This is a genomic window from Methylocystis iwaonis, from assembly GCF_027925385.1.
Taxonomy (GTDB): domain Bacteria; phylum Pseudomonadota; class Alphaproteobacteria; order Rhizobiales; family Beijerinckiaceae; genus Methylocystis; species Methylocystis iwaonis.
The window spans coordinates 652,868-676,557 of the sequence record NZ_AP027142.1 but is presented as its reverse complement, the minus strand read 5'-3'; the positions used below and the strand labels follow the sequence as shown (position 1 = coordinate 676,557).

Sequence of the window (23,690 nt, the reverse complement as noted above, 5' to 3'; positions counted from 1 at the left end):
GAACAGCCTGCATGGGGGCTTGGTCAACGAGACCCGGTCGATTGGTTCAGCCCCGTCCCCGACGCTCGCGCAGTTCGGAAATTACCGCCGTCATTGCGAGGAGACGGCGCCGACGAAGCGATCCAGGGCCGCATCGCCGCCCTGGATTGCTTCGCTTTGCTCGCAGTGACGGGCTTTCGATTCAGCTTCAGCGGGCGCGATAGTCAGGCGTCGTCTGCGACGGACCCCAGATGAATTGCGAGGGGTCGCGCTCGATGGACTTGATCGCCTGGTCGAGCGTGTCGATCGCTTTACGGGCGTCGACCGCGAGCTGCTCATATTGCTTGAGGCCGTTCGTCGAGAAATTTTTGATATTGGTCGAAGCGCTGGCGACGTTACCCGTAATCGCCTTGAGCTGCTTGGGGTCGAGCGCCTTCAGCGTCTGCTCGCCCGCCGCCAGGAAGCGGTCGAGCCGCGCCGCGACGGGCTTCAACGAATGAGCGGCGTCGGCGGCGTCCTTGATGAAGGCCGAGATTTGGTCGGAGTTGTCCGAGAGGGTCTTGGTGAAAGCTTCCGCGTTTTTCAGCGTGCCCCGGATCGTGTCCTTGTTGTCGTCGAGAAGCGCGTCGAGCTTCACGATCAGCGCGGCGGCCTTGGTCGATAGCGACTGCACGTTTTCGGAGCGCTCGGCCTGAATCTGCGGGTAGCGACGCCCCTCCTCCGCGACGAGATCGGGCGCGCCGGGCGTGCCGCCGACCAGCAGCACGTCGGCGACGCCTGTGAAGCCGCGCGTCTCCAGCCGGGCGCGCGTATTGGCTTTCACCGGCGTATGCTCGTCGATCTTCACCAGAACGTCGACCTTGCTGGGATCGTTGTCGGAAATGGCGATGTGGGTGACCTCGCCGACCTTCACGCCGTTGAACAGCACGGAAGACCCGCGCGAGAGGCCGGAAACGGACCCCTCGAAGACGATCTGATAGGCGTCCTGCTTTCCGACCTGGCTCGGCCCGGAAAACCAGAAGACGAAACAGAAGGCCGCAAAAATCGTCGCCAGCGTGAAGGCGCCGATCAGGGCGTAATTGGCGCGGGTTTCCATCATCGTCCTCTTCAGTCGGGACCCTTCGCGGCGAATCGACCGCCGCGCGCCCCGTGAAAATAAGCCCTGAGCCAGGGATGATCCGATTCCAGCAGGGTGTCGAGCGGCCCCGCCGCAATCACTTTGCCATCGGCGAGCGCCGCGACCCGGTCGCAAATCGCGTAAAGACTGTCGAGATCATGGGTGACCATGAACACCGTCAGCCCGAGCGTTTTCTGCAGCGTCCCAATTAGTTCGTCAAATTCCGCCGCGCCGATCGGATCGAGGCCGGATGTCGGCTCATCGAGAAAGACGAGTTCGGGGTCGAGCGCCAATGCGCGGGCCAGCGCCGCGCGCTTGACCATGCCGCCCGATAATTCCGACGGAAATTTGTCGGCCGCGTCGGGTTTCAGCCCCACAAGGTCGAGCTTGAGCATGGCGAGCTCATCCATCAGCCGGGGCGAGAGATCGCGGGTCTCGCGCATCGGCATCTGGATGTTCTGCTTCACGGTGAGGCCGGAAAACAGCGCGCCGTTCTGGAACAGAACGCCCCAGCGCTGCTCGAGCGCCCGCCTTTCAGCCGGCGCCAGCGAGTCGCGATCCCTGCCGAAAATTCGGATGGAGCCGCCACGGGTCGGAACGAGGCCCAAAATCGCGCGGGTCAACACGGATTTGCCCTGCCCCGAACCGCCGACGAAGCCGAGCACCTCGCCGCGATAGACGTCGAGATCGAGCCCCTTCATCACCACCTTGTCGCCGAAGCCGACGATGAGGTCGCGCACGCTGATGATGACGTCGGCTGTCGCTCCGCCCGGGCCATTGTTGTCGAAAAAGCTCATAGAGGCCCGGCTAATAATGAATCGAGGCGAAAAAGATAGCGAAGAGGCCATCGAGCACGATGACCATGAAAATCGATTTCACCACGGAGGAGGTCACCTGCCGGCCAAGCGATTCGGCGGAGCCCTGCGTCGCCAGCCCATCGATCATCGCGATCAGCCCGATGACCAGCGCCATGAACGGCGCTTTGATGATTCCGACCATGAAGGTGTTGAACCCGATCGCTTCCTTGAGCAGTGAGGCAAAAGCTGCGGGGCTGATGCCGCCATAGCCCCAGGAAACCAGCATGCCGCCAAAGAGCGCCGACATATCGGCGATGAAGGTCAGGATCGGCAACGACAGGACGAGCGCCAGCACGCGCGGCGCGACGAGCACTTCGATGACGGAGAGGCCCATGACCCGCAGCGCGTCGATCTCCTCGCGCATCTTCATGGAGCCGATCTCGGCGGTGATGGCCGAGCCCGAGCGGCCCGCGATCATGATGGATGTGAGCAGGACGCCGAGCTCGCGCAGCACCAATATGCCGATCAGGTCGACGGCGTAGGTTGTCGCGCCAAACCGGATGAGCTGGTAAATGCCCTGCTGCGCGACAATGGCGCCAACGAGAAGATTGATGAGGATAACGATCGGCGCGCTACGCAGACCGATCAGCTCCATATGCGCGACGAGCGACGTCCCACGGAAACGGCGCAGATGCGTCGCGAGATAACCCAACACCGCGACGAATTCGCCCAGGAAGGCGACGCCCCGGTAGAACTCCTTCAGGCTGTAGACGATGGCGCGGCCGATATCCGACAGAAGCTCCAGCGCGAGCGGGCAAGGCTTGCGCCCCGGCGCTTCGAAATCGCGGTAGGCGGCTTCCTCGAGCAATATGCCGTGCTCGGGGCGCACATGTTCGAGCGCGACGCCGACATGCGATGTTGCGAGCGTGCGACGGGCGCGATTGATCAGCCAGGCGCCGGCGGTGTCGAGCCGAGAGACGCCGGAAAGGTCGATCGTCACGAAGTCGCTGCGGCGGCCGAAATCGACGACCTCCTGCGCTTTGTTCTCGAGCCGCCGGGAGGCAGCGAGGGTCCAATCGCCCGCGAGCGCCAGCCGCGCGCCGCCCTCGCGGGGCGAGACGTCCGGTGGAATCTGGGCGGCGTCGACTGCCATGTGGCCTCGTTCGGAAGGCGATTCAGCCTGAGCTTGCAAATGGTCTTAACTTCGTGACATGCGGTCGACAAGCGCGCAAGCGCACAGCATGAGCCGACCTACGAGCCCCCGGAGACGCCTTTGCGCATCGAGATGACTCTCGCCGTCGAAGCCTATCCCATCGCCGGACGCTTCGTCATCTCGCGCGGCGCCAAGACGCAGGCGCAGGTGGTCACGGCGACGCTGCGCGCCGGCGACGCCATCGGGCGCGGCGAATGCGTCCCCTACGCCCGCTATGGCGAGAGCGTCGAGAGCGTCGTCGCCGCGATCGAACGCGTGCGCGGCGAGATCGAAGCAGGCGCCGACCGCGCCGTCTTGCAACGGCTGCTGCCAGCGGGCGCGGCGCGCAACGCCGTCGATTGCGCCATGTGGGATCTGGAGGCCAAGCAATCTGGCCGGCCTGCCTCCGCCATCGCGGGCTTCGAGCGCCTCTCGCCGCTCGTCACCGCCTTTACGCTATCGGTCGGAACGCCGCAGGAGATGCGCATGGCCGCGCTCAAAGCCGCCGACCGGCCGCTTCTGAAGGTGAAGCTCGCCGGCGAGGGGGACGACGCGCGGCTCGCCGCCGTCCGCGAGGGGGCGCCGCATGCGCAGTTGATAGTCGACGCGAATGAGGCGTGGCGCGAGGAGACGCTGGTCGCGCAGCTCGACGCCTGCGCGCGCCATGGCGTCGCGCTGATCGAACAGCCCTTGCCGGCCGGACAGGACGGCATGTTGGCGGAAATCCCCCGGCCGATTCCCATCTGCGCGGATGAAAGCGCCCATGAGACGGCGTCCCTCGAGGCGCTCCGGGGCCGCTACGACGCGGTCAATATCAAGCTCGACAAGACCGGCGGCCTCACCGAGGCCCTGGCCATGGCGCAAGCGGCCCGCCAAATGGGATTCGAGATCATGGCGGGCTGCATGGTGGGGACGTCGCTCGCCATGGCCCCGGCGATGCTGATCGGCCAGATGGCGGCTTTCGTCGATCTCGACGGGCCATTGCTTCTGGCCAGAGACCGGCAGCCGGGCCTCGTCTACGAGGGCTCGACCATGACGCCGCCGCCCGCCGCGCTGTGGGGATGATTACATTCCCTGCTCGACCGGCTGGCCGGCGTTGAGCCAGGCGAGGATGCCGCCGCCGAAATGGGTGTTGCAGTCCCGCCGGCCGACGAGCCGGGCCTGCTCCATGGCCGAAACCGAACGCCGGCCAGAACGGCAGTAAATGACGACCTTCTGACCCGCGCCCGCGACAGGGAGCTTCGTCGGGTCGAAGCGCGAGAGCGGGTTGAACAGCGCCCCCTTGATATGGCCGGCGGTATATTCGTCGGCCTCCCGGACGTCGACGAGAAGGATCGAGCCGTCGGCGAGACCCGCCTTGAGCGCGTCGAGGCCGATGTCGTTGAAGGGAGAGGCGTTCATGAGCTTCGACTCCAGAGATTTCAGATCTACGGGACCAATCGCATGCGGGCGGCCCTTCCGTCCAGAGAGGGCGGGCGGCTGGATTTCTTAAGCACAAACCGGGCTATGAGAGCCGGCTGAGGGAATCCGCCTCAAAATTCAGCACAAGCCGCAACGTGGCATTTACGTTTCGAGGCCACAGTGGAGGACCCGAAAACAGCGCCGAAGGTCCGCCAAAAATGCAATTGCGCCATATCGCAAACCGCGGCCTGGAGGCGCCTGCTGCGAACGCCCTTCATTCATCCATTCTCAAAACGCCGCTCGTGACGCGGGAGCTTCCCGCCCCCCCGGTCGCCGCCGCGCCTGTCGCCGGTCCCGACCCTAGGGAGATTTTGTCGTCGATCGGCGAAGTCGTCTATGACTGGGAGATCGGCACGGATCGCCTGACCTGGGGCCCGAATCTCGGCGAAACCCTCGGGCCCATCGCCAGCGAAGCCCTCGACACCGGATTAGGCTATGGCGAGCGGGTCGCGCGGGAAAGCGGCGCCTCGCGCTACGACGCAATCATCCAGTCGGGCAAAACGGACACAGGAGAAGGCGTTCCCTATCAGGTGGTCTACGCCCTCGCCCAACCGCGTGAGCTCGGGCAAGGGCCGCTCGTTTGGGTGGAGGACACCGGCCGCTGGTTCGCCGGCCCGACCGGCAAGCCGGCGCGCGCTTACGGCGTCGTGCGGGTCGTCACCGAACGTCACGAGATGGAGCGCAAGCTCGCGCTGGGCGCGCAGATCGACCCGTTGACGGGCGTTTTGAACCGCGCCCAGCTCGGCGAGCATATCGCCCGCTTCCTCCAACAGGCGGAACGCTCGCGCAAGCCGTTCGCCGTGCTGCTGGTCGCGTTGGAAAATCTCTTCGCTCTGAATCGCACCTATGGATATGACGCCGGGGACGAGGTCATCGCGAGCCTCGCGCGGCGCCTGCGCGAGAATGTGCGCGCCTGCGACGTGGTGGCCCGCCACGCCGGCAATAAATTCGCTCTCGTGCTCGACAACTGCGACGCCGACGAAACGCTTTTCGCCGCCCAGCGCTTGCTCGACCTCGTCAAAGGCGCGCCCTTCGAGACATCCGCGGGGCCGATTCCCGCCTCGATCCGCATCGGCGGAGTCATCGGGCCGCGCGAGGGGCGAGTCCCCCATGTGCTCTTGCAGCGCGCCGAGGAGGCGCTCGACGTGGCGCGCCAGAACAATGGCAAGCGCTTCGTCGCCTATACGGCGTCGCTCGCGCGCGAGGACGCGCGGCTACGCTCGCTGCAGGTCGCCGACAGTATTGTCTCCGCGCTCAACGAGCGCCGCGTCGACCTCGCATTTCAGCCGATCGTCCACGCCGCGACGGGCGAAGTCGCCTTCCACGAGGCGTTGCTGCGGATACGTCTGCCGGATGGGACCGTGGCGTCGCCCGCGGCGCTGCTGCCTGTCGCGGAAAAGGCCGGGCTCGTGCGTCTGCTCGATCAGCGCGTCATGGAGCTTGCTCTGGAGCGGCTCGCCGCCGACCCTCAACTGCGCGTCTCGGTGAACTGCTCGGTGCTCACCGTGCTCGATCCGGAATGGCCGGAGCGCCTCAAGGCGGCGATCGCGATGAACCCGTCCGTCTCGGACAGGCTGATCGTCGAAATCACCGAAACGAGCCTGATCGAGGATTTCGAGACGACGCGGAACCTCATCGCCGTTTGCAAGGAACTGAACGTCAAAGTCGCGATGGACGATTTCGGCGCGGGGCATACCTCCTTCCGTAATCTGCGGGACCTCGACTTCGACATCGTCAAGATTGACGGCGCCTTCATCCAGAATATCACCAACTCACAGGACGACCGTTTCTTCGTCCGCACGCTGATCGACCTCGCGCGCCATCTCTCTCTCGAGGTTGTGGCGGAATGGGTGGAGGACGAGTCGACCGCGCGCATCCTGCGCGACTGGGGCGTCGAATATTTTCAAGGCGCGCTTTACGGCCGGGCGGCAGAGCGTCCCACGCTCGACGACAAGCGGACCGCGGCCAAATAGTACGATTTCGGTTTGAATGACGAGCCGCCCGTCATTGCGAGCGAAGCGAAGCAATCCAGGGCCGCTATAGCTGCCCTGGATGGCTTCGTCGCTTACGCTCCTCGCAATGACGGCGAGCGATAGGATTTCAAGCGATAGCCCGCGGGGGCGTCAGCCCGTGTTGCGCAGGCCGGCCGAGATGCCGTTGATCGACATCAGAATGCCCTCGCGAATCTCGTCGTCGATCATGCCGGCGCGGTGGCGGCGGATCAGCTCGACCTGGATGTAATTGAGCGGCGCGATATAGGGGAAGCGTTGGCGGATGGAGCGCGCCAGCGCCGGGTTGTCGGCAAGCCGCTCCGTCGTGCCCAATATCTGCGTCAGCGCGTCGATCGACCGCGCATGCTCGGCCTCGATCATCGCGAAAATGCGCTGCGCCAGAGCGCGATCCTCGACAAGCTCGGCGTAGTGCCGCGCGATCTGGAGATCGGTCTTCGACAGGATCATATCGATATTGGAGAGCAGCGAGCGGAAGAAGGGCCATTCCGCCGCCATGCGCTGCAACAGCTCGAGACGCGTCTTGTGATCCTCTTCGAGATAAGTCGCGATCGCCGAGCCGAAACCATACCAGCCCGGCAAGGCCACGCGCGCCTGCGCCCAGGAGAAGCTCCAGGGGATCGCGCGCAAATCCTCGATCTTGCGCGACGGCTTTCGCGACGCCGGGCGCGAGCCGATGTTGAGCGAAGCGATTTCGGTGATCGGCGTCGAGGCGAAGAAATAATCCACGAAGCCGTCGGTCTCATATACGAGGCCGCGATAGGCGGCCATGCCGGATCGCGACAATTCTTCCGCGATCTCCAGAAACTCCGGAGCGGGCGCCTTGTGCTGCGAGAGCAACGTCGCCTCCAATGTCGCGGCGACGAGCAGCTCCAGATTGACATGGCCGATCTGCGGATTGGCGTATTTCGCCGCGATCACCTCGCCCTGTTCGGTGAGGCGGATCTGGCCGTTCACCGTGCCCGGCGGCTGCGCCAGAATGGCGTCGTAGCTCGGGCCGCCGCCGCGCCCAACCGTTCCGCCGCGCCCATGGAAGAGCCGCATGGCGACATTGGGAATGGAGGCGAAAACGTCAGCGAGCGCGGTCGAGGCGCGATAGAGCTCCCAAATGCTCGTGAGAATGCCGCCGTCTTTATTGGAGTCCGAATAACCCAGCATGATGTCCTGCTGCGCCCCGGAATTGACGACGAGCCGGTGGATGCCCGGCAGCGCGTAGAATTCGCGCATGATCGGCGCCGCGTTGCGCAGATCGCCGATGGTCTCGAACAGCGGCGTGATGATGAGATCGGCCGCCACCGCCTCCGCGTCGCGCGGATCGAGCGTCCCGCGCATCAGGCCGCACTCCTTCTGCAGAAGCAGCACTTCCAGAAGGTCGCTCACGGTTTCGGTGTGGCTGACGATGTAATGGCGGATCGCTTCGTCGCCATAGAGGCGGCGCATCTCGACCGCGCGCTCGAAAATCTCGAGTTCGCTCATCGTGCGGTCGCTATAGACCCGATCCGGCAAACGCACAGGACGCGGGTCGGAGAGGAGCCGCATGAGAAGCTGCTGCTTTTCGGCCTCGGGCAGCGCGGCGTAGTCTTCCGCGACGCGCGCCGCCGAGAGAAGCTCCGAGAGCGTTTCTTCGTGACGGTCCGAGCTTTGGCGAAGGTCCAGCGTCGCGAGATGGAAGCCGAAGACTTCCACGGCGCGGATCAACGGCTCCAGGCGCTGCGAGGCGATCACTTCGCTGTGATGGACGCGCAACGATTCGTCGATCGTCACGAGATCGGCGAGGAGAGCCCAGCTATTGGCGTAGGGCTCGCCCGGCGCCAGCGCATGACGCATGGCCTGCTGGCCCGTGAGCTTCTCCAGCGTGCCGGCGAGACGCGAATAGACGCCGATCAGCGCACGGCGATAGGGCTCGTTGTCGCGATGCGGATTATCGTCGCCCGAACGCGCCGCAAGATCCTCGAGCGCCTTGGTCGCGCCGCCATAGCGCCGCGAGATCGACAGCTCGGCGCCGAGCGCATGCACCTCGGCAAGATAGAAGCGCAAGGCCGTCTCGCATTGCATGCGCAGCGCCGTCGAGAGCGAATCTGCCGTGACGTTGGGATTGCCGTCGCGATCGCCGCCGACCCAGGCGCCCATGCGCAGGAAGGGCGGGACGCGCAGCCCATCGAGCTTCGATTCGATATTGCCGTAGAGCCTCGGAATCTCGCGCAGGAAGGTGGAACGGTAATAGGATAGAGAATTCTCGATCTCGTCGCGCACGGTCAGGCGCGACTCGCGCAGAAGCTCGGTCTGCCACAATTGCGTGACGCGGGCGCGCAGCTCCATCTCGTTGCGCGTACGCTCCTTGCCCTTGAGATTCTCATGAGCGGCGAGCAGCGTGAAAATGGCGCGCTCCGCGTCGAGCAGGCTTTTGCGCCGCACCTCGGTCGGATGGGCGGTGAGCACGGGCGAAATCCAGCCGCGCGACAGCGCCGAGGCGATTTTGCCGGGCCCGATCGCCGCCTTGCGCAAATGCGAAAACGAGCGCGCGAGGCTCGGCTCGTCGAGCGTCCCGCCGTCGGCGAGCGCGCGGGCGCGTTCTTTGAGCGGGTGCAGATCCTCGGCGATATTGGCGAGATGCGAGAAATAGCTAAAGGCGCGAATGACCGACGTCGCCTCCTTGGCCGTGAGCGAACGCAACAAAGCGTCGAGCTTCGCGGCGGCGTCCTGATCCATGTTACGGCTGGCCGCGACGGACAGGCGGCGGATGGTCTCGATACGCTCGAAGGCCTCGTCGCCCTCATGCTCGCGCACAGCCTCGCCGAGCAGACGCCCGAGGAGGCGAATATCCTCGCCGAGAGGCTTCTCGGTCTTCGCCTCCGGCTCGACCGGGATCTTTGCCGGCGCTTCCTTGCTCTGTGCGTCGAGCTGCATGATTTACCCTTGAAACGAAACGCCCCACCCCGGGGATCGCTGCTGCTATAGCAGGCCCTGCGCCAGTTTTCGACGTGCACGGAAAGAGACAGTCTTTCAGACAAATGAACGCAAGGGCCAATTTCCACAAGAACTTGTGCCGCCAGGCTCCAGGCGATTCGCGCGCCGCTCTTTCTCCGCCGCCGGAACCCGGGCTCTCGCCGCGTAAAAAGCGCCCCCTCCCGCACGCCGCCCAAATCGGCTAAACTCTCCGTCTCGCGACCTTCCCCCGGAACAATGACAGAATGTCGGATTTTTATCGCATCAAGCGCCTGCCTCCTTATGTCTTCGAGCAAGTGAACCGGCTGAAGGCCAAAGCCCGCGCCGGCGGCGCCGACATCATCGACATGGGCATGGGTAATCCCGACCTGCCCGCCCCCAAGCATGTCGTCGACAAGCTCGTCGAGACCGCCGGCAAGGCGCGCACCGATCGTTATTCCGCCTCCAAGGGCATCGCCGGGCTGCGCCGGGCGCAAGCCGGCTATTATGCGCGTCGTTTCAACGTGAAGCTCGATCCCGAGACGCAGATCGTCGCGACGCTCGGCTCCAAGGAAGGCTTCGCCAATATGGCGCAGGCGATCACCGCGCCGGGCGACGTCGTGCTCGTGCCGAACCCCTCCTATCCGATCCACGCCTTCGGCTTCCTGATGGCGGGCGGCGTCATCCGCTCCGTGCCCTCGGCGCCGACGCCCGATTATTTTCCGGCGCTGGAGCGCGCCATGGCGCATTCGATCCCCAAGCCCATCGCGGTGATCGTCTGCTATCCGTCGAACCCGACGGCGGAGGTCGCCTCGCTCGATTTCTACAGGGATCTCGTCGCCTTCGCGAAGAAGCACGAGATTTTCATCCTCTCGGACCTCGCCTATGCGGAAGTCTATTTCGACGACGATCCGCCGCCCTCCGTGCTGCAGGTGCCGGGCGCGATCGACGTGACTGCCGAATTCACATCCATGTCGAAGACCTTCTCCATGGCCGGCTGGCGCATGGGCTTCGCTGTCGGCAATGAGCGGCTCTGCGCCGCGCTCGCGCGCGTGAAGAGCTATCTCGACTATGGCGCCTTCACGCCTGTTCAGGTGGCGGCGACGGCGGCGCTGAACGGCCCCGACGATTGCATCCAAGAGATGCGCGCCATCTACAAGAAACGCCGCGACGTGATGGTCGAGAGCTTCGCCCAGGCCGGCTGGCCGATCCCGGCGCCAAGCGCGTCGATGTTCGCCTGGGCGCCTGTGCCGGAGCGTTTCCGCTCGATGTCGAGCCTGGAATTCTCGAAGCTTCTCATCGAAAAGGCGGACGTCGCCGTCGCGCCGGGCGAGGGCTTCGGCGAGCATGGCGAAGGGTATCTGCGTCTGGCGCTGGTCGAGAACGAGCAACGGATTCGCCAGGCCGCGCGCAATCTGCGCCGTTTCTTCGACTCGGCGGATCAACTGCACAATGTCGTGCCGCTCGCGGCGCGGGGGTGATTGCGAGCCTGAAGGCTCGCGGTCCGATCCCGCCAGGACCGCGCGCCTTCAGGCGCGCACATCCCCACCCTGGCCAGAGACCGTCATTGCGAGGAGCGTAAGCGACGAAGCAATCCAGAGCCATGTCACGGCTCTGGATTGCGTCGCTTCGCTCGCAATGACGGAGAGGCGTCCTACCCCTGCCCGCTGACGCGCTCGATCTGCGCGCCGCAGCCGGAGAGCTTCTTCTCCAGCCGCTCGAAGCCGCGATCGAGGTGATAGACGCGATTGATCGTCGTCTCGCCGCGGGCGGCGAGCGCCGCGATGACGAGCGACACGGAGGCGCGAAGGTCCGTCGCCATCACCTGCGCGCCATCGAGGTGATCGGCGCCGGTCACGATCGCCGTGTCACCCTCGAGCTTGATGCGCGCGCCGAGACGCGCAAGCTCCTGCACATGCATGAAGCGGTTCTCGAAGATCGTCTCGCGGATGCGCGACGTTCCCTGGGCGCGGGTCATCAGCGCCATGAACTGCGCCTGCAAATCCGTCGGGAAGGCCGGGAAAGGCGCGGTCTCCACGTCGACCGGGGAAATGCCCGCCCCGTTGCGATAGACGCGCAAGCCCTCATTCGTCTCGGTGATCGTCGCGCCTGATTCACTGAGCGCATCGAGCGCCGCCTGCAGGCTGTCGGCGCGCGCGCCCGCAAGCAACACGTCGCCGCCGGTCATCGCTACAGCCATCGCGTAAGTGCCCGTCTCGATCCGATCCGGCATCACGGCGTGGCGCGCGCCGCCAAGAGACGTCACGCCCTCGATTTCGATCGTCGAGGTTCCTGCGCCACTGATGCGCGCGCCCATTTTGATGAGGCATTCGGCCAGGTCAACGATCTCCGGCTCACGCGCGGCGTTGCGCAGCACCGTGGCTCCGCGCGCGAGCGAGGCCGCCATCAGCGCCGTATGGGTGCCGCCGACCGTGACTTTGGGAAAGTCGATCTCTGCGCCGACGAGCCCGTCCTTGGCGTTACCGACCACATAGCCGTTCTCGATTTCGATATTGGCGCCGAGTTTTTCGAGCGCCATCAGCAGAAGATCGACCGGCCGCGTGCCGATGGCGCAGCCGCCCGGCAGCGATACGCGGCATTCGCCCATGCGGGCAAGCAGCGGCGCGAAGACCCAGAAGCTCGCCCGCATGCGCGATACAAGCTCATAGGGCGCAGTGACGTCGACGATGTCGCGCGCTGTGAAATGCACCGTGCGGCCGGAATTTTCCGTGTCGGTCGCGCGCTTCCCGGAGATGGTGAAATCGACGCCGTGATTGCCGAGAATGCGCTCGAGCTGCGTGACGTCTGCAAGCTGCGGCATATTTTCGAGCGTCAGCGTTTCCTTGGTGAGGAGCGAGGCGATCATCAGCGGCAGCGCGGCGTTCTTGGCGCCGGAAATCGGAATGACGCCGTTCAAGGGCGCGCCGCCGGTGATTTTGATCTTATCCATTAATCCTCGCTATCGCTTTTTTGCGCGGCCGCCTTCTGCGCCCGCTCGCGAGCTTTGCGGCGCGCCAAATTGGCGCGGAGCGCCGCGGAAAGCGCGGCGGCGTTCTTCTTGGTTCCGGCTTTGCCAGTTTTCGAGCCGGAATCCGCCTCTTTTGGGGCGCGGTCGGGCTCTTTCCCCTGTTCCGTCATCGCTCGTCAACCATGATAGAAAGCAAGGGCCTTCCTAGGCCTTTGCGGCAGGGGTGGCAAGCGCGGCGGCGCGCGGAGCAGGGCGGCCTGGACCGCGAGCCTTCAGGCTCGCCTTTTGCCTGCGAGCCTGAAGGCTCGCGGTCCAGGCCGCCCTGTTTACATCGCCTTCACGGCCAGCGTGCCGTTGATCCCCCCGAAAGCGAAGGAATTCGAGAGCGCCACACGGATCGGCATTTTGCGCGCCTCATTGGGGATGGCGTCGACCAGGCATTTGGGGTCGGCCTCCACGAAATTAATCGTGGGCGGCGCAACCTGGTCGCGCAGGGCGCTGATCGTCACGCAAAGCTCCAGACCGCCCGAGGCGCCCAGCGCATGGCCGTGAATTGGCTTGGTCGAGGAAACCGGCGGCGGCCGGTCGCCGAAAACGGCGCGCATGGCTTCGGACTCGGTGATGTCGTTGGCGTAGGTCGCTGTGCCATGGGCGTTCAGATAATCGACCGCCGAGGGCTCGATCCCCGCGCTCTCGAGCGCGAGCCGCATGCAACGCGCCGGGCCTTCGACATCGGCGCGCAGCGGATCGAAAGCGTCGCTCGTCGTACCGTAGCCAGCAAGCTCGCACAGCGGCGTCGCGCCGCGCGCCTGCGCCGACTCCAGCGTTTCCAGGATGAAGACCGCAGCGCCTTCGCCGAGCGTCATGCCGTTGCGCTTCATCGAGAAGGGCCGGCAGAAATCGGGGGTGAGCACCCGCAGCGCTTCCCAGGCGCGCATGGAGCCGTTGATGACGCAGGCCTCGGCGCCGCCGGCGACGGCGCGATCGGCGCGGCCGGCCCGCAGCATTTCAAACGCCTCGCCGATGGCCTGAGTCGCCGAAGAGCAGGCGGAGGCAAGCGCGAATGTCGGGCCTTTGGCGCCGTAGCGCATGCCGAGCGTCGTCGGCGCGGCGCTCGGGATGAGGCGCGGCACGGCGAGCGTCTCGGGACGCACGCCCTCGGCATACTCATGGTAGGAGGTGTCGTCGATCGTATGGGCCCCGCCGATGCCCGTGCCGATGACGACAGCCGTGCGCGGCCCGCCGATCTCCTTGCGCGCAAAACCCGCCTGGGCGACCGCCTCGTCGGCGGCGACGATGGCGTATTGGGTGAAAGGGTCGCAATAGGGCAGCAGCTCTGGCTCGATATGCGCGGACGCATCAAAGTCCGGGACCTGCGCCGCGATCTTGATGCGGCCCTGATAGGGTCGCGCGAGCTTCAGCGGCCGGACGCAAGACACGCCGTCCCGAGCCGCCGCCCACAGGGCTTGCGCCCCGACGCCCGCCGCCGACACGGCGCCCATGCCGGTAACGACGACCCGGCGGCGCGATTGGTTTATTGTCATGAAGCCTGATCCCCCCGTAGCCCCCTGTTGTGGTCCCGCCCTCAACTACGCAATATCAATCCTGTTAAAGGCGGTCGGCGATTCGACGCAAGCGAGGCGTTGACGCATCCGCCTTGCCTCAACCGCGCCCCTCCCCTATAAGCTCCCGCTCAGCGCCTGCGTTTCCGACACCCCTGGAGGCCAGCGGCGCTTTTTCTTTTTCTAAAGGACACCGAAAATGGCCGAGATGAAAACGCTCGCGGCCACGGTGCGCAGCGGGACCGGCAAGGGGGCCGCCCGCAGCGTTCGCCGTGAGGGCCGTATTCCAGCAGTGCTCTATGGCGGCGGCGAAGCGCCTCTACCGCTGTCGCTCGACAAGAAGGTCACGACTCAGTTGATCTTCGCGGGCCACTTCCTCACGACGATCTTCGAGCTCGAGATCGACGGCAAGAAGGAGCGCGCCATTCCGCGCGACTACCAGCTCGACGTCGTGCGCGACTTCCCGATCCACGTCGATTTCCTGCGTCTGAAGCCCGGCTCGCGCCTCAAGGTGAACGTGCCGGTCCACTTCATCAACCAGGAAACGTCGCCTGGTCTGAAGCGCGGCGGCTCGCTCAACATCGTGTATCACGCGGTGGAGATGTACGTGCCGGCCGACAACATCCCGGAGGCGATCGTCGCCGATCTGGCCGGCATGGACTTCAACGATTCGCTGGGCATGTCGCAGATCCCGCTGCCCGAGGGCTGCAAGCCCACGAATCCGGACAAGAACTTCACCGTGGCGAGCCTCGCCCCGCCGGCCGGCGGCGGAGAGGAAGCGGCTCCGGCCGCCGCCGCGCCCGCCAAGGGCAAGAAGTAATTACGACAAATCCCCTCTCCCGTGCGCGGGAGAGGGTGGCCCTCGCATCAGCGAGGGTCGGGTGAGGGTAATTCATCCGACGCGCCTTCCGCGCGACGCCTTCTCCCGCAAGCGGGAGAAGGGGAGAGCGTTAGGACCAATCCCATGCTGCTCTTCGTCGGCCTCGGCAACCCCGGCCGCCAATACGCCAAAAACCGCCATAACATCGGCTTCATGGCGCTCGAGGCCATCGCCCGTCGCAACGGCTTTGCGGCCGCCCGCGCCCGCTTCCAGGGCCTCGTGAGCGAAGGCAATATCGGCGGCGAGAAAGTGCTGCTGCTCCAGCCCCAGACCTATATGAACGAGAGCGGCCGTTCCGTCGGCGAGGCCGCGCGCTTCCATAAAATTCCCGTTGGCGACATTGTCGTCTTCCACGACGAGCTGGACCTCGCGCCGGCCAAATGCCGCATCAAGATCGGCGGCGGCGTCGCCGGCCATAATGGGCTACGCTCCATCACCGCCCATGTCGGCAACGACTACAAGCGGGTGCGCATGGGCATCGGCCATCCCGGCGATAAGGCGCTGGTGCATGGCTATGTGCTGAACGACTTCGGCAAAAGCGAGGAGCCCTGGGTCGAGGCGCTCTGCGACGCCATCGCCGACAATGCGCCGCTGCTCGTCAAAGGCGACGACAACGGACTGCAAAGCAAGCTGCATCTCGCCCTGGAGGCCAAGGGCTTCGACACGGTGAAGCGGGTCGGCGAAAAATGAGCCTTCGGCTGGTCGCGCTGCTGGTGGTTTTCATCGTCCCCGCCGCCGTCGCGCAGACGCCGCCCGCTGCGCCCGACACGGCCGCGCCGTCCCACGCGACGCAAAAACCCGTGCCCGTATTCGGCGACGATCACCCCGAGTGCGGGGAATGGAGCGACGGCTGCATCGTCTGCACGCGCGAGGGTTGCTCGTTGCCGGGCATCGCCTGCGTGCCGAAAGACCCCGCCTGCCGCAAAACCAAGTAACGGCCATCGAGACCACTTTGTTAAACGGCGGCTGAACGGCACCCTCAGCGGCTGTTCAGCCGGTTTGAACGAAACTCCAATCCATCGAGACACGATCTCGATCACCAGGAGTTTCAAGCGATGATCCGCAATCTTCTTCTCGCCGCCGCCCTCCTCGCCGCCGCCCCGGCCCTCGCCGAAGCGCCGGTCGCCAAGCCCACGACGTCCGCCCCGGTCGCGACCATGACTCAGGCGCCCTCCGCCAAAATGGCGGCCGAAGCCCAGCGCCTGGACCTCAATACCGCGACCGTCCAGCAGCTCTCCGAGGTGAAGGGCTTCAACAAGACGATCGCCGAAGCCATCGTAAAGGCGCGCCCGTTCAAACAGGTCGACGAGCTGGCGGCGAAGAAGATCGTCACCGGCGAGGTTCTCACCCAGGTAAAGGACCAGTTGATCGTCCGCTGAGACGGATGGAGAGCAAGCGCCCGCCGGTTCGGCGGGCGCTTTTGTTTGAGACGCAAGCTCCGAGTGAATTCCGGCGGTTCGGGCCGCCAGGCTCGAGAGAGCGCCCGGGATTGCGCTGTGGGTCCGTTGAAAGCGGTGGTAATTTTCCCTACCATCACGGCAAGGAGAGAACTGCGCGATGGGCAGGGTCGAAAAAATCAGCGTGGCCGTGACGGCGGAAATGGCGGCAATGATGCGAGAGGCCGTCGAAACCGGCGAATATGCCTCGGCCAGTGAGCTGATGCGCGAAGCGCTGCGGGATTGGAAGCTGCGCCGACAGCAGCGCGAGCAGGCAATTGCCGAATTAGGGCGGCTTTGGGATGAAGGGATGGAAAGCGGTCCTGCGAACGACGGCGAGGAGGCTTTCGCCCGACTGAGGGCGGACCTCTCGCCTAAGTTCCCTCAGAAATGAGTTTCAAGCTTCGGCCTCGGGCCGAACGCGATATCGAAGAGATCGTTTCATACATTGCCGAGGACAGTCCCTCGGCGGCGCTTCGATGGTTCGAAGGCCTCCATCGCACCTGCCAACGTCTCGCTGAAATGCCGAAGATGGGCGTCGCCCGCCCTGAAATCCGGCCTGACCTACGTGTCTTCGCCTCCGGCAACTATCTCCTGGCTTATCGTGAAGTTGATGACGGCGTCGAGATTGTGCGCGTTCTCCACGGCGCGCGGAAATGGCAGGAGCTCCTATAGCCGAGGCCCCGAGCTCCTGATCAGCGCCTCAGCAGAAAAACGAAAAGCCGGCAGGTTTCCCTGCCGGCTTTTCTCTAATCGGGTAATGAGCCCTTACGCCCCGGTGGCGCCGAGCGTTGCGACGTCGACCTTCACGCCCGGACCCTGGGTCGAGCTGATGGCGACGCGCTGGATATAGGTGCCCTTGGCGCCCTGCGGCTTGGCCTTGGCGACAGCGTCCACAAAGGCCTTGATGTTCTCGACGAGCTTGCCCTCGTCGAAAGAAGCCTTGCCCACCGTGCCCTGCACGATGCCGGCCTTCTCGACGCGGAACTCGACCGCGCCGCCCTTGGAGGCCTTCACCGCACCGGCGACGTCCATAGTCACCGTGCCGACCTTCGGGTTCGGCATCATGCCGCGCGGGCCGAGCACCTTACCGAGACGGCCGACGAGCGGCATCATGTCCGGGGTGGCGATGCAGCGATCGAAATCGATCTGACCGCCCTGCACCGTCGTCACCAGATCCTCGGCGCCCACCACATCGGCGCCGGCGGCCTTGGCCTCATCCGCCTTGGCGCCGCGCGCGAAGACGGCGACGCGCAACACGCGGCCCGTACCATTCGGCAGATTGACCACGCCGCGGACCATCTGGTCGGCGTGCTTGGGGTCGACGCCGAGGTTCATGGCGATCTCGACCGATTCGTCGAACTTGGCCGTGGCGCGGCTGCGCACGAGCTTTACAGCGTCGTCGACCCCGTAGAGCTTGGTGCGCTCGATGCCCTCGCGGGCCTTGGCGATGCGTTTTCCGATATGCGCCATGATCTTACTCCACCACCTCGAGGCCCATCGCGCGGGCGGAGCCGGCGATCATCGACATTGCGGATTCGATCGACGCGCAGTTGAGATCGACGATCTTCTTTTCTGCGATCTCGCGAATCTGCGCCTGCGTCACCTTGCCGACGACGTTACGGCCAGGAGTCTTCGAGCCCGAGGCCGGCTTCTTGCCGATCTTGAGGCCAACGGCCTTCTTCAGAAAGAAGGAGACCGGCGGCTGCTTCATCTCGAAGGTGAAGGAGCGGTCCTGATAGGCGGTGATGATGACGGGGATCGGCGTCCCCTTCTCCATCTGCGCCGTCTTGGCGTTGAACGCCTTGCAGAACTCCATGATGTTCAGACCGCGCTGACCGAGCGCGGGACCAATCGGCGGCGAGGGGTTCGCCGCGCCGGCCGGCACTTGCAGCTTTATGTAGCCGGCAATTTTCTTCGCCATTTGCTTTCTCCAACGAATGACGACGCCGCATGCTTACGCACGCGGGCCATCGGTTGCAGTCCGTGGTCCGATCCGTTCTCCCCGATGGCGTCAGGGCGGACCCGCCACGTCGGTTTTCGTTCCTGTTAGAGGAACGAAAAAAGCCCTCTGAGGGAGGGCTGACGGTCTTATAGCGGACTGGAGCGGGAAGGCAAATCATTTCGCATGCGGCGCAACCCGTTCCGCTCTTCGGGAGACGCCGCGCGCGCTTCTCTCGGGCTCACCCCAAATCTCGCCCGGAAGGCGCGGCTGAAATGCGCAGCGTCGGGGAAACCGAAATTGTCGGCGACCCGGCCGATTGGAACATGCTCGAAAGCAGGATCGGCAAGCTGTTGGCGCGCCGCCTCCAGGCGCGCCCGCCGAATATGGCCGGAGAGCGTCGCGCCGTCCTGCTGAAAGAGCTCCTGAAGCCTGCGCTCGGATAATCCGACGGCCGTGGCGACCATTTTCCCGCTCAAAGACTCACGGTGAAGATTCCCGGCAATAAAGGCCCTGGCCCGGCGCAAGGTCAGCGCCGCGCCAGCCGGCTGCGCATGGCCATATGTGACGGCAAGGCCCGCGGAAACGATTTCGAGACCCGCCGCGACGAGTCGGCGCGCGCTCATCGGGTCGAGCGCCGGCAGCCGCAAAACAAGGTCATTCCAGTAATTCGCCGCCAACCCGCCGGGAGCGGATGCGGACGACAAAGGCGCCGCGACGAAAGGACGAAGATCGCCGAGCGCCGCTTCGACGCTCGCGCGGTCGGCGGTCACGACAATAGCGCGGGTGCGCGCCGCGACCTCGAGCCGATAGGGGCTCACGCTTTCATAAAGGCAGAGATCGCCGGGCCCAAGGCGCGCGACGCGGTCGCGCTGAGAGATGCGGCATTCCCCCGAGAGAATGAGGGTAAGCAAGGCCGTCTCCGTCGACGCGCGTCGGATACGCTCTGCCGTGCGATCCAGGCGTTGGAACGCCGCGTCGACAAGGGTGAGCGACCCGTCCTGAAATGGATGAACCGTCATCGAGCCCGTGAAGGCCTCGCGGACCGGCGCGTCGCTCGGAGCGCGCATGTCGACATCGACGAGATGGTCGCCGACGGCGTCCCGCCACCGCCGCAACCGCTGCTCCAGCGAAAGGCCAGGCAAATCGAAGCGTAGATCGCTCGCTTCCATCGATACACCGCAGGAGTTCGAGGGCAGCGACATGAACGGTCGCTTCGCGCCTGGGGTCAAGTCTTTCCGCGCGTCCATGCAAGCTGACTGCTGCGAAAGGGGCCATACTGCAGACCTAGCTCAGCCACGCCAGTTCGGAAAGGAACTTAGATGCCGCTTGCCGCTTTTGCCCTCAGCGCCTCTGCCTGTCTCTTCGTCGCGCTCATCGAAGCATGGCTGCTCCTCATTACGGCGAAAGGAAGCGGCGCGGCGTCCCGCTGGATTCCAAATATCAAAGACCTGCTGAAATCGCACATCGACTATCTGATGATGGCGTTATTCTTATTTGTCTTTTTCGGACTGTTCCGCCTGCTTGCGGTCGTCCCCCCGGGATGGGTCGTCGCGAGCGCCTGTTTCGGGGCCTTTTTCAACCCGGCGGGCTTTCTCGTCTGCGCGCTCCGGCCCAGCTATGTCGTGTCGCCGCCCGGCGCGTTCCTCGCCTGGATGTTGCTGAGCTGCGTCGCGACCACAGTCGGCTTCGCAGCCGCAGGATGGATGATTGCGGCGGCGGCCCTGACCGCGATCTGACGCCGCCCCTCGCGAGCTCCCGCTGCGTCAGACTTTTTCGACCTGACCGAATTCCAGTTCGACAGGCGTCGGGCGGCCGAAGATCGAGACCGCCACCTTGAGGCGCGAGCGGGCTTCGTCGACTTCCTCGACCAGGCCGTTGAAGGAGGCGAAGGGGCCGTCCGCGACGCGCACCGTCTCGCCGACCTCGAAGCTAATCGTCGCCTTGGGACGTTCGACGCCCTCGGCGACCTGGCCCTTGATCCGCATCGCCTCGTCTTCGGAGATGGGCATGGGCTTGTTGTCGGCGCCGAGAAAGCCTGTGACCTTCGGCGTGTTCTTGATGAGCGAGAACACCGGGTCCGTCAGATTGCACTTCACCAGCACATAGCCGGGGAAGAACTTGCGCTCGGTCGACACCTTACGCCCGCGGCGCACCTCGACGACCTGCTCGGTCGGCACGAGGATTTCCTCGAAAGCCTCGGCCAGGCCCCGCTGGGCGGCGCCTTCGCGGATCGACTCAGCGACCTTCTTTTCGAAGTTCGAATAGGCGTGGACGATATACCAGCGCATGGCCATGGGGCGCGCTCAGCTCCTTTAAAAGAATTATTGGCCGGCCTGCAGCAGCAGGCCGACGCCGAAGCGCAAAGCGGAATCGACGACGACGAAGAAAAGGCTCGCGAACAGCACCATGAGGATCACGAGCCCGGTCGTGATCATCGTCTCGCGGCGGGTCGGCCAGGTGACCTTGTTCGCCTCGGTGCGCACTTCCTGCAGGAACGTAAACGGGTTGACCATTCGCTTGCCTGACTTGCCTGTGGCGCCGCAAAAGAACGCGCGCCGTAAAACAGTCGCGGCGCGGGACCTTCCGGCCACGCGCCACGTTAGAGGGCCTTATAGCGGGTCGGGGGCTGATCGCCAAGAGGGAAATGAATCCTAAGCTTGGCAGCATGACTCCTTCTCCCGCCTGCGGGAGAAGGTGGCCCGGCGAAGCCGGGTCGGATGAGGGCGAACCAGACGCGAGACGGCGCGCTGTGAGCCCGATTAGGCTGTCCGCCAGCTTCGCCAAGCTATGCCGGCCAAAAAATGCTTCGGCCGTTGCCTCAGAGTTGCCCCCAACTTCCGACCTTCCAGAACGCTGGCCCGGCCCTCATCCGACCCTCGCTGACGCGAGGGCCACCTTCTCCCGCGCGCGGGAGAAGGAGACTCCCTTATTCGTGATTCGCCTTCCGTTCTCCTATATGCTCGTCTGAGGAATCAGAAGGAGCAAAGGGTTGACCGATTTCGACGATTACGCGCCGCAAGCCGGCGGGCTCGCCGCCCGCGCCGCCGCGGCGGCGCAACGGCCGCGCTATCTCGACGGTCTCAACCCCGAGCAGCGCGCCGCGGTCGAAACGCTCGACGGCCCCGTGCTCGTCCTTGCCGGCGCCGGCACCGGCAAGACCCGCGCGCTCACCACGCGCATCGCGCATATCATGGCGCTGGGCCAGGCGCGCGCCTATGAGATCCTCGCCGTCACCTTCACCAACAAAGCGGCGCGCGAGATGCGCGAGCGCGTCGAAATGCTCGTCGGCGACGGCGCGCAGGCCATGCAATGGCTCGGCACCTTTCACGCCATCAGCGCGAAAATTCTGCGCCGCCACGCCGAGCTTGTCGGACTGAAGCCCAATTTCACCATTCTCGACACGGACGACCAGATCCGCCTGCTCAAGCAGGTGTTGCAGGCCGAAAACATCGACGACAAGCGCTGGCCCGCCCGCGCGCTCGCCATGCGCATCGACGGCTGGAAGAATCGCGGCCTTCTGCCGGCGCAAGTTCCGGCGGGCGAGGCCGAGAGTTTCGCCAATGGCAAAGGCGGCGCGCTTTACGCGCTCTATCAGGAGCGCCTCAAAATCCTCAACGCCGTCGATTTCGGCGATCTGCTGCTCGAGACGCTGCGGCTCTTTCGCGAGAACCCCGACGTGCTCGCGGATTACCAGAAGCGCTTCAAATATATTCTCGTCGACGAATATCAGGACACCAACGTCGCGCAATATCTCTGGCTGCGGCTCATCTCGCAGGGGCGCCGCAATGTCTGTTGCGTCGGCGACGACGATCAAAGCGTCTATGGCTGGCGCGGCGCGGAGGTCGAAAACATCCTGCGCTTCGAGCAGGACTTCCCCGGCGCCAAGATTGTGCGGCTCGAACGCAACTACCGCTCGACAGGGCACATTCTCGCCGCCGCCTCGCATCTGATCGCGCACAATGAAGGGCGCCTCGGCAAGACGCTGTTCACCGATGGCGAAGAGGGCGAGAAGCCGACGCTCACCGGCGTCTGGGACAGCCAGGAGGAAGCCCGCGTCATCGGCGAGGACATCGAGCAATTGCAGCGCAAGGGCCATTCGCTCGAAGAGATCGCCATTCTCGTGCGCGCCTCCTTCCAGATGCGCGAGTTCGAAGAGCGCTTCGTTGAGATCGGACTGCCCTATCGCATTATCGGCGGCCCGCGCTTCTATGAGCGCGCCGAAATCCGCGACGCGCTCGCTTACCTTCGCTGCGTCGGGCAGCCTTCCGACGATCTCGCCTTCGAGCGCATCATCAATACGCCCAAGCGCGGCCTCGGCGACGCGACCGTGCAATTGCTGCACGAATATGGACGGCGCGAGCGCATTCCGCTGATGCAGGCGGCGCGTTTTCTCGTCGAGACGGAGGAGCTGAAGCCCAAGCCGCGCGGCGCGTTGAAAAGCCTCGTGGCGGATTTCGAGCGCTGGCGCAATCTGATCGATTCGAAGCCGCAGCACGAGCTCGCCGAAATGGTGCTGGATGAATCCGGCTACACGCAAATGTGGCGCGACGACAAGACGCCGGAAGCCGCCGGGAGGCTCGAAAACCTGAAAGAACTCGTGCGCGCGATGGAGGAATTTCCCGACCTCGCCGCCTTTCTCGAGCATGTTTCGCTCGTCATGGAAACCGAGGAAAGCAAGGAGCAGGCGCGCGTCTCGGTGATGACGCTACACGCCGCGAAGGGCCTCGAATTCGAGACCGTCTATCTGCCGGGATGGGAGGAAGGGCTCTTTCCGCATCAGCGCTCGCTCGACGAGCAGGGCCGCGCGGGATTGGAGGAGGAGCGCCGCCTCGCCTATGTTGGCGTCACGCGCGCGAAACGCCGGGCGCGCATATTTTTCGCGAGCAACCGCCGCATTCGGGGGTTATGGCAACCGACAGTGCCGTCACGCTTCGTCGATAATCTGCCCTCGGACCATGTCGAAGTGGTCGAGGCGCCGAGCGCCTCGCAATATGGCGGCTATGCGGTCTCGCGCTTCGCCAATCTCGATGTCTATGGCTCGGATTATTCGACGCCAGGCTGGAAGCGCGCCAAGGCGGGCGCCACGACGCCGCGCGCCGAGCCGATGCGCGAGTCGCGCCCGCGCGCCAAACAGCCGATGACGATCGAAGGCGAGGTCGTCGCCCGCTCATCGACCAATGCGCGATATGGCGCGGGGTCGCGGGTGTTTCATTTGAAGTTTGGGCCGGGCACGGTCGCAGCGGTGGATGGGAATAAGTGCACCGTGGATTTCGACAAGGCCGGGCGGAAGATGGTGCTGGAGAGTTTTCTCCAGGCGGGGTAGTGGCCGAAAGGTAACGCCGATCCCGAAAATACAAGCAGGCCGGCCATCAGAAGGGCCATTTTGACTAATGGAGTAAGATTCTCGGAGCGGCGCAAA

At 64.8% G+C, this 23,690-nt stretch carries 23 protein-coding genes; 11 read left to right on the top strand and 12 right to left on the bottom strand.

Annotated elements, in window-relative coordinates:
- Positions 1–187 precede the first annotated feature (187 nt).
- From QMG84_RS03240 to QMG84_RS03230, 3 genes are read right to left on the bottom strand one after another with little or no spacing between them, the layout of a single operon-like run.
- The gene (locus QMG84_RS03240) at positions 188–1,078 is read right to left on the bottom strand and encodes an MlaD family protein (RefSeq protein WP_281930418.1); all 891 of its coding nucleotides are present in this window, start codon (positions 1,076–1,078) and stop codon (positions 188–190) included.
- Between the two features lie 8 nt (positions 1,079–1,086).
- Positions 1,087–1,893 (bottom strand): ABC transporter ATP-binding protein, encoded by an 807-nt coding sequence (locus tag QMG84_RS03235; RefSeq protein ID WP_281930416.1) that lies wholly within the window; start codon positions 1,891–1,893, stop codon positions 1,087–1,089.
- Positions 1,894–1,903: 10 nt separating this feature from the next.
- Entirely contained in the window at positions 1,904–3,046 is a 1,143-nt protein-coding gene (locus tag QMG84_RS03230) for an ABC transporter permease (RefSeq protein ID WP_281930414.1), read from the bottom strand.
- 120 nt (positions 3,047–3,166) lie between these two features.
- Between QMG84_RS03230 and dgcA the strand changes: the two genes are divergently transcribed.
- The gene (dgcA, locus tag QMG84_RS03225) at positions 3,167–4,150 is read left to right on the top strand and encodes an N-acetyl-D-Glu racemase DgcA (protein ID WP_281930413.1); all 984 of its coding nucleotides are present in this window, start codon (positions 3,167–3,169) and stop codon (positions 4,148–4,150) included.
- Here dgcA and QMG84_RS03220 read toward each other — a convergent pair whose 3' ends face one another.
- On the bottom strand, positions 4,151–4,486 hold the full coding sequence (locus QMG84_RS03220) for a rhodanese-like domain-containing protein (RefSeq protein WP_202073990.1): 336 nt from the start codon (positions 4,484–4,486) through the stop codon (positions 4,151–4,153).
- A 218-nt stretch (positions 4,487–4,704) separates the two neighbouring features.
- On the opposite strand from QMG84_RS03220, the gene QMG84_RS03215 reads away from it, so the two are divergent.
- On the top strand, positions 4,705–6,519 hold the full coding sequence (locus QMG84_RS03215; RefSeq protein ID WP_281930411.1) for a putative bifunctional diguanylate cyclase/phosphodiesterase: 1,815 nt from the start codon (positions 4,705–4,707) through the stop codon (positions 6,517–6,519).
- A 150-nt stretch (positions 6,520–6,669) separates the two neighbouring features.
- On the opposite strand, the gene ppc is transcribed toward QMG84_RS03215, so the two are convergent.
- Positions 6,670–9,462, bottom strand: a complete 2,793-nt coding sequence (gene ppc / locus QMG84_RS03210; RefSeq protein ID WP_281930409.1) for a phosphoenolpyruvate carboxylase — start codon at positions 9,460–9,462, stop codon at positions 6,670–6,672.
- A 284-nt stretch (positions 9,463–9,746) separates the two neighbouring features.
- Here ppc and QMG84_RS03205 point away from each other — a divergent pair, with 284 nt between their 5' ends.
- Entirely contained in the window at positions 9,747–10,961 is a 1,215-nt protein-coding gene (locus tag QMG84_RS03205; protein ID WP_281930408.1) for an LL-diaminopimelate aminotransferase, read from the top strand.
- A 173-nt stretch (positions 10,962–11,134) separates the two neighbouring features.
- Here the strand turns inward: QMG84_RS03205 and murA are convergent, their stop codons facing one another.
- Positions 11,135–12,430, bottom strand: coding sequence for a UDP-N-acetylglucosamine 1-carboxyvinyltransferase (murA, locus tag QMG84_RS03200; protein WP_281930405.1), 1,296 nt, complete (start codon positions 12,428–12,430; stop codon positions 11,135–11,137).
- A gap of 344 nt (positions 12,431–12,774) precedes the next feature.
- Positions 12,775–13,992, bottom strand: coding sequence for a beta-ketoacyl-[acyl-carrier-protein] synthase family protein (locus QMG84_RS03195; protein ID WP_281930403.1), 1,218 nt, complete (start codon positions 13,990–13,992; stop codon positions 12,775–12,777).
- Between the two features lie 217 nt (positions 13,993–14,209).
- Here QMG84_RS03195 and QMG84_RS03190 point away from each other — a divergent pair, with 217 nt between their 5' ends.
- The 6 genes from QMG84_RS03190 (at position 14,210) to QMG84_RS03165 (ending at position 17,001) form a co-directional block, all read left to right on the top strand.
- Complete coding sequence (locus QMG84_RS03190; protein ID WP_202073998.1) at positions 14,210–14,830, top strand: 50S ribosomal protein L25/general stress protein Ctc; 621 nt, start codon at positions 14,210–14,212, stop codon at positions 14,828–14,830.
- A gap of 144 nt (positions 14,831–14,974) precedes the next feature.
- Entirely contained in the window at positions 14,975–15,580 is a 606-nt protein-coding gene (gene pth / locus QMG84_RS03185; protein WP_281930401.1) for an aminoacyl-tRNA hydrolase, read from the top strand.
- Complete coding sequence (locus QMG84_RS03180; protein ID WP_281930399.1) at positions 15,577–15,825, top strand: hypothetical protein; 249 nt, start codon at positions 15,577–15,579, stop codon at positions 15,823–15,825. The genes pth and QMG84_RS03180 overlap by 4 nt, the downstream gene beginning before the upstream one ends.
- Positions 15,826–15,945: 120 nt before the next feature.
- Positions 15,946–16,269: a ComEA family DNA-binding protein gene (locus QMG84_RS03175; RefSeq protein ID WP_281930398.1), complete on the top strand. Its 324-nt coding sequence runs from the start codon at positions 15,946–15,948 to the stop codon at positions 16,267–16,269.
- Positions 16,270–16,447: 178 nt separating this feature from the next.
- A complete protein-coding gene (locus QMG84_RS03170; protein ID WP_281930397.1) occupies positions 16,448–16,720 on the top strand; it encodes a ribbon-helix-helix domain-containing protein in 273 nt (90 codons plus the stop codon).
- A complete protein-coding gene (locus QMG84_RS03165) occupies positions 16,717–17,001 on the top strand; it encodes a type II toxin-antitoxin system RelE/ParE family toxin (protein WP_281930395.1) in 285 nt (94 codons plus the stop codon). Before QMG84_RS03170 ends, QMG84_RS03165 begins: the two co-directional genes overlap by 4 nt.
- 93 nt (positions 17,002–17,094) lie before the next feature.
- On the opposite strand, the gene rplA is transcribed toward QMG84_RS03165, so the two are convergent.
- The 3 genes from rplA to QMG84_RS03150 form a co-directional block, all read right to left on the bottom strand.
- On the bottom strand, positions 17,095–17,799 hold the full coding sequence (rplA, locus tag QMG84_RS03160) for a 50S ribosomal protein L1 (protein ID WP_202074004.1): 705 nt from the start codon (positions 17,797–17,799) through the stop codon (positions 17,095–17,097).
- 4 nt (positions 17,800–17,803) lie between these two features.
- Positions 17,804–18,250, bottom strand: a complete 447-nt coding sequence (gene rplK, locus QMG84_RS03155) for a 50S ribosomal protein L11 (protein WP_165052563.1) — start codon at positions 18,248–18,250, stop codon at positions 17,804–17,806.
- Between the two features lie 167 nt (positions 18,251–18,417).
- Positions 18,418–19,473 carry a helix-turn-helix domain-containing protein gene (locus QMG84_RS03150; RefSeq protein ID WP_281930393.1) on the bottom strand — a complete coding sequence of 352 codons (1,056 nt, stop codon included), beginning with the start codon at positions 19,471–19,473 and terminating at the stop codon, positions 18,418–18,420.
- 117 nt (positions 19,474–19,590) lie between these two features.
- On the opposite strand from QMG84_RS03150, the gene QMG84_RS03145 reads away from it, so the two are divergent.
- The gene (locus QMG84_RS03145) at positions 19,591–20,007 is read left to right on the top strand and encodes a hypothetical protein (RefSeq protein ID WP_281930392.1); all 417 of its coding nucleotides are present in this window, start codon (positions 19,591–19,593) and stop codon (positions 20,005–20,007) included.
- A 27-nt stretch (positions 20,008–20,034) separates the two neighbouring features.
- Here QMG84_RS03145 and nusG read toward each other — a convergent pair whose 3' ends face one another.
- Together nusG and secE are read right to left on the bottom strand one after the other, a co-directional pair.
- Positions 20,035–20,565 (bottom strand): transcription termination/antitermination protein NusG, encoded by a 531-nt coding sequence (nusG, locus tag QMG84_RS03140; RefSeq protein WP_165052571.1) that lies wholly within the window; start codon positions 20,563–20,565, stop codon positions 20,035–20,037.
- A gap of 27 nt (positions 20,566–20,592) precedes the next feature.
- Complete coding sequence (secE, locus tag QMG84_RS03135) at positions 20,593–20,784, bottom strand: preprotein translocase subunit SecE (RefSeq protein WP_165052574.1); 192 nt, start codon at positions 20,782–20,784, stop codon at positions 20,593–20,595.
- A gap of 476 nt (positions 20,785–21,260) precedes the next feature.
- Between secE and QMG84_RS03130 the strand changes: the two genes are divergently transcribed.
- Positions 21,261–23,594, top strand: coding sequence for an ATP-dependent helicase (locus QMG84_RS03130; RefSeq protein WP_281930389.1), 2,334 nt, complete (start codon positions 21,261–21,263; stop codon positions 23,592–23,594).
- Positions 23,595–23,690 lie beyond the last annotated feature (96 nt).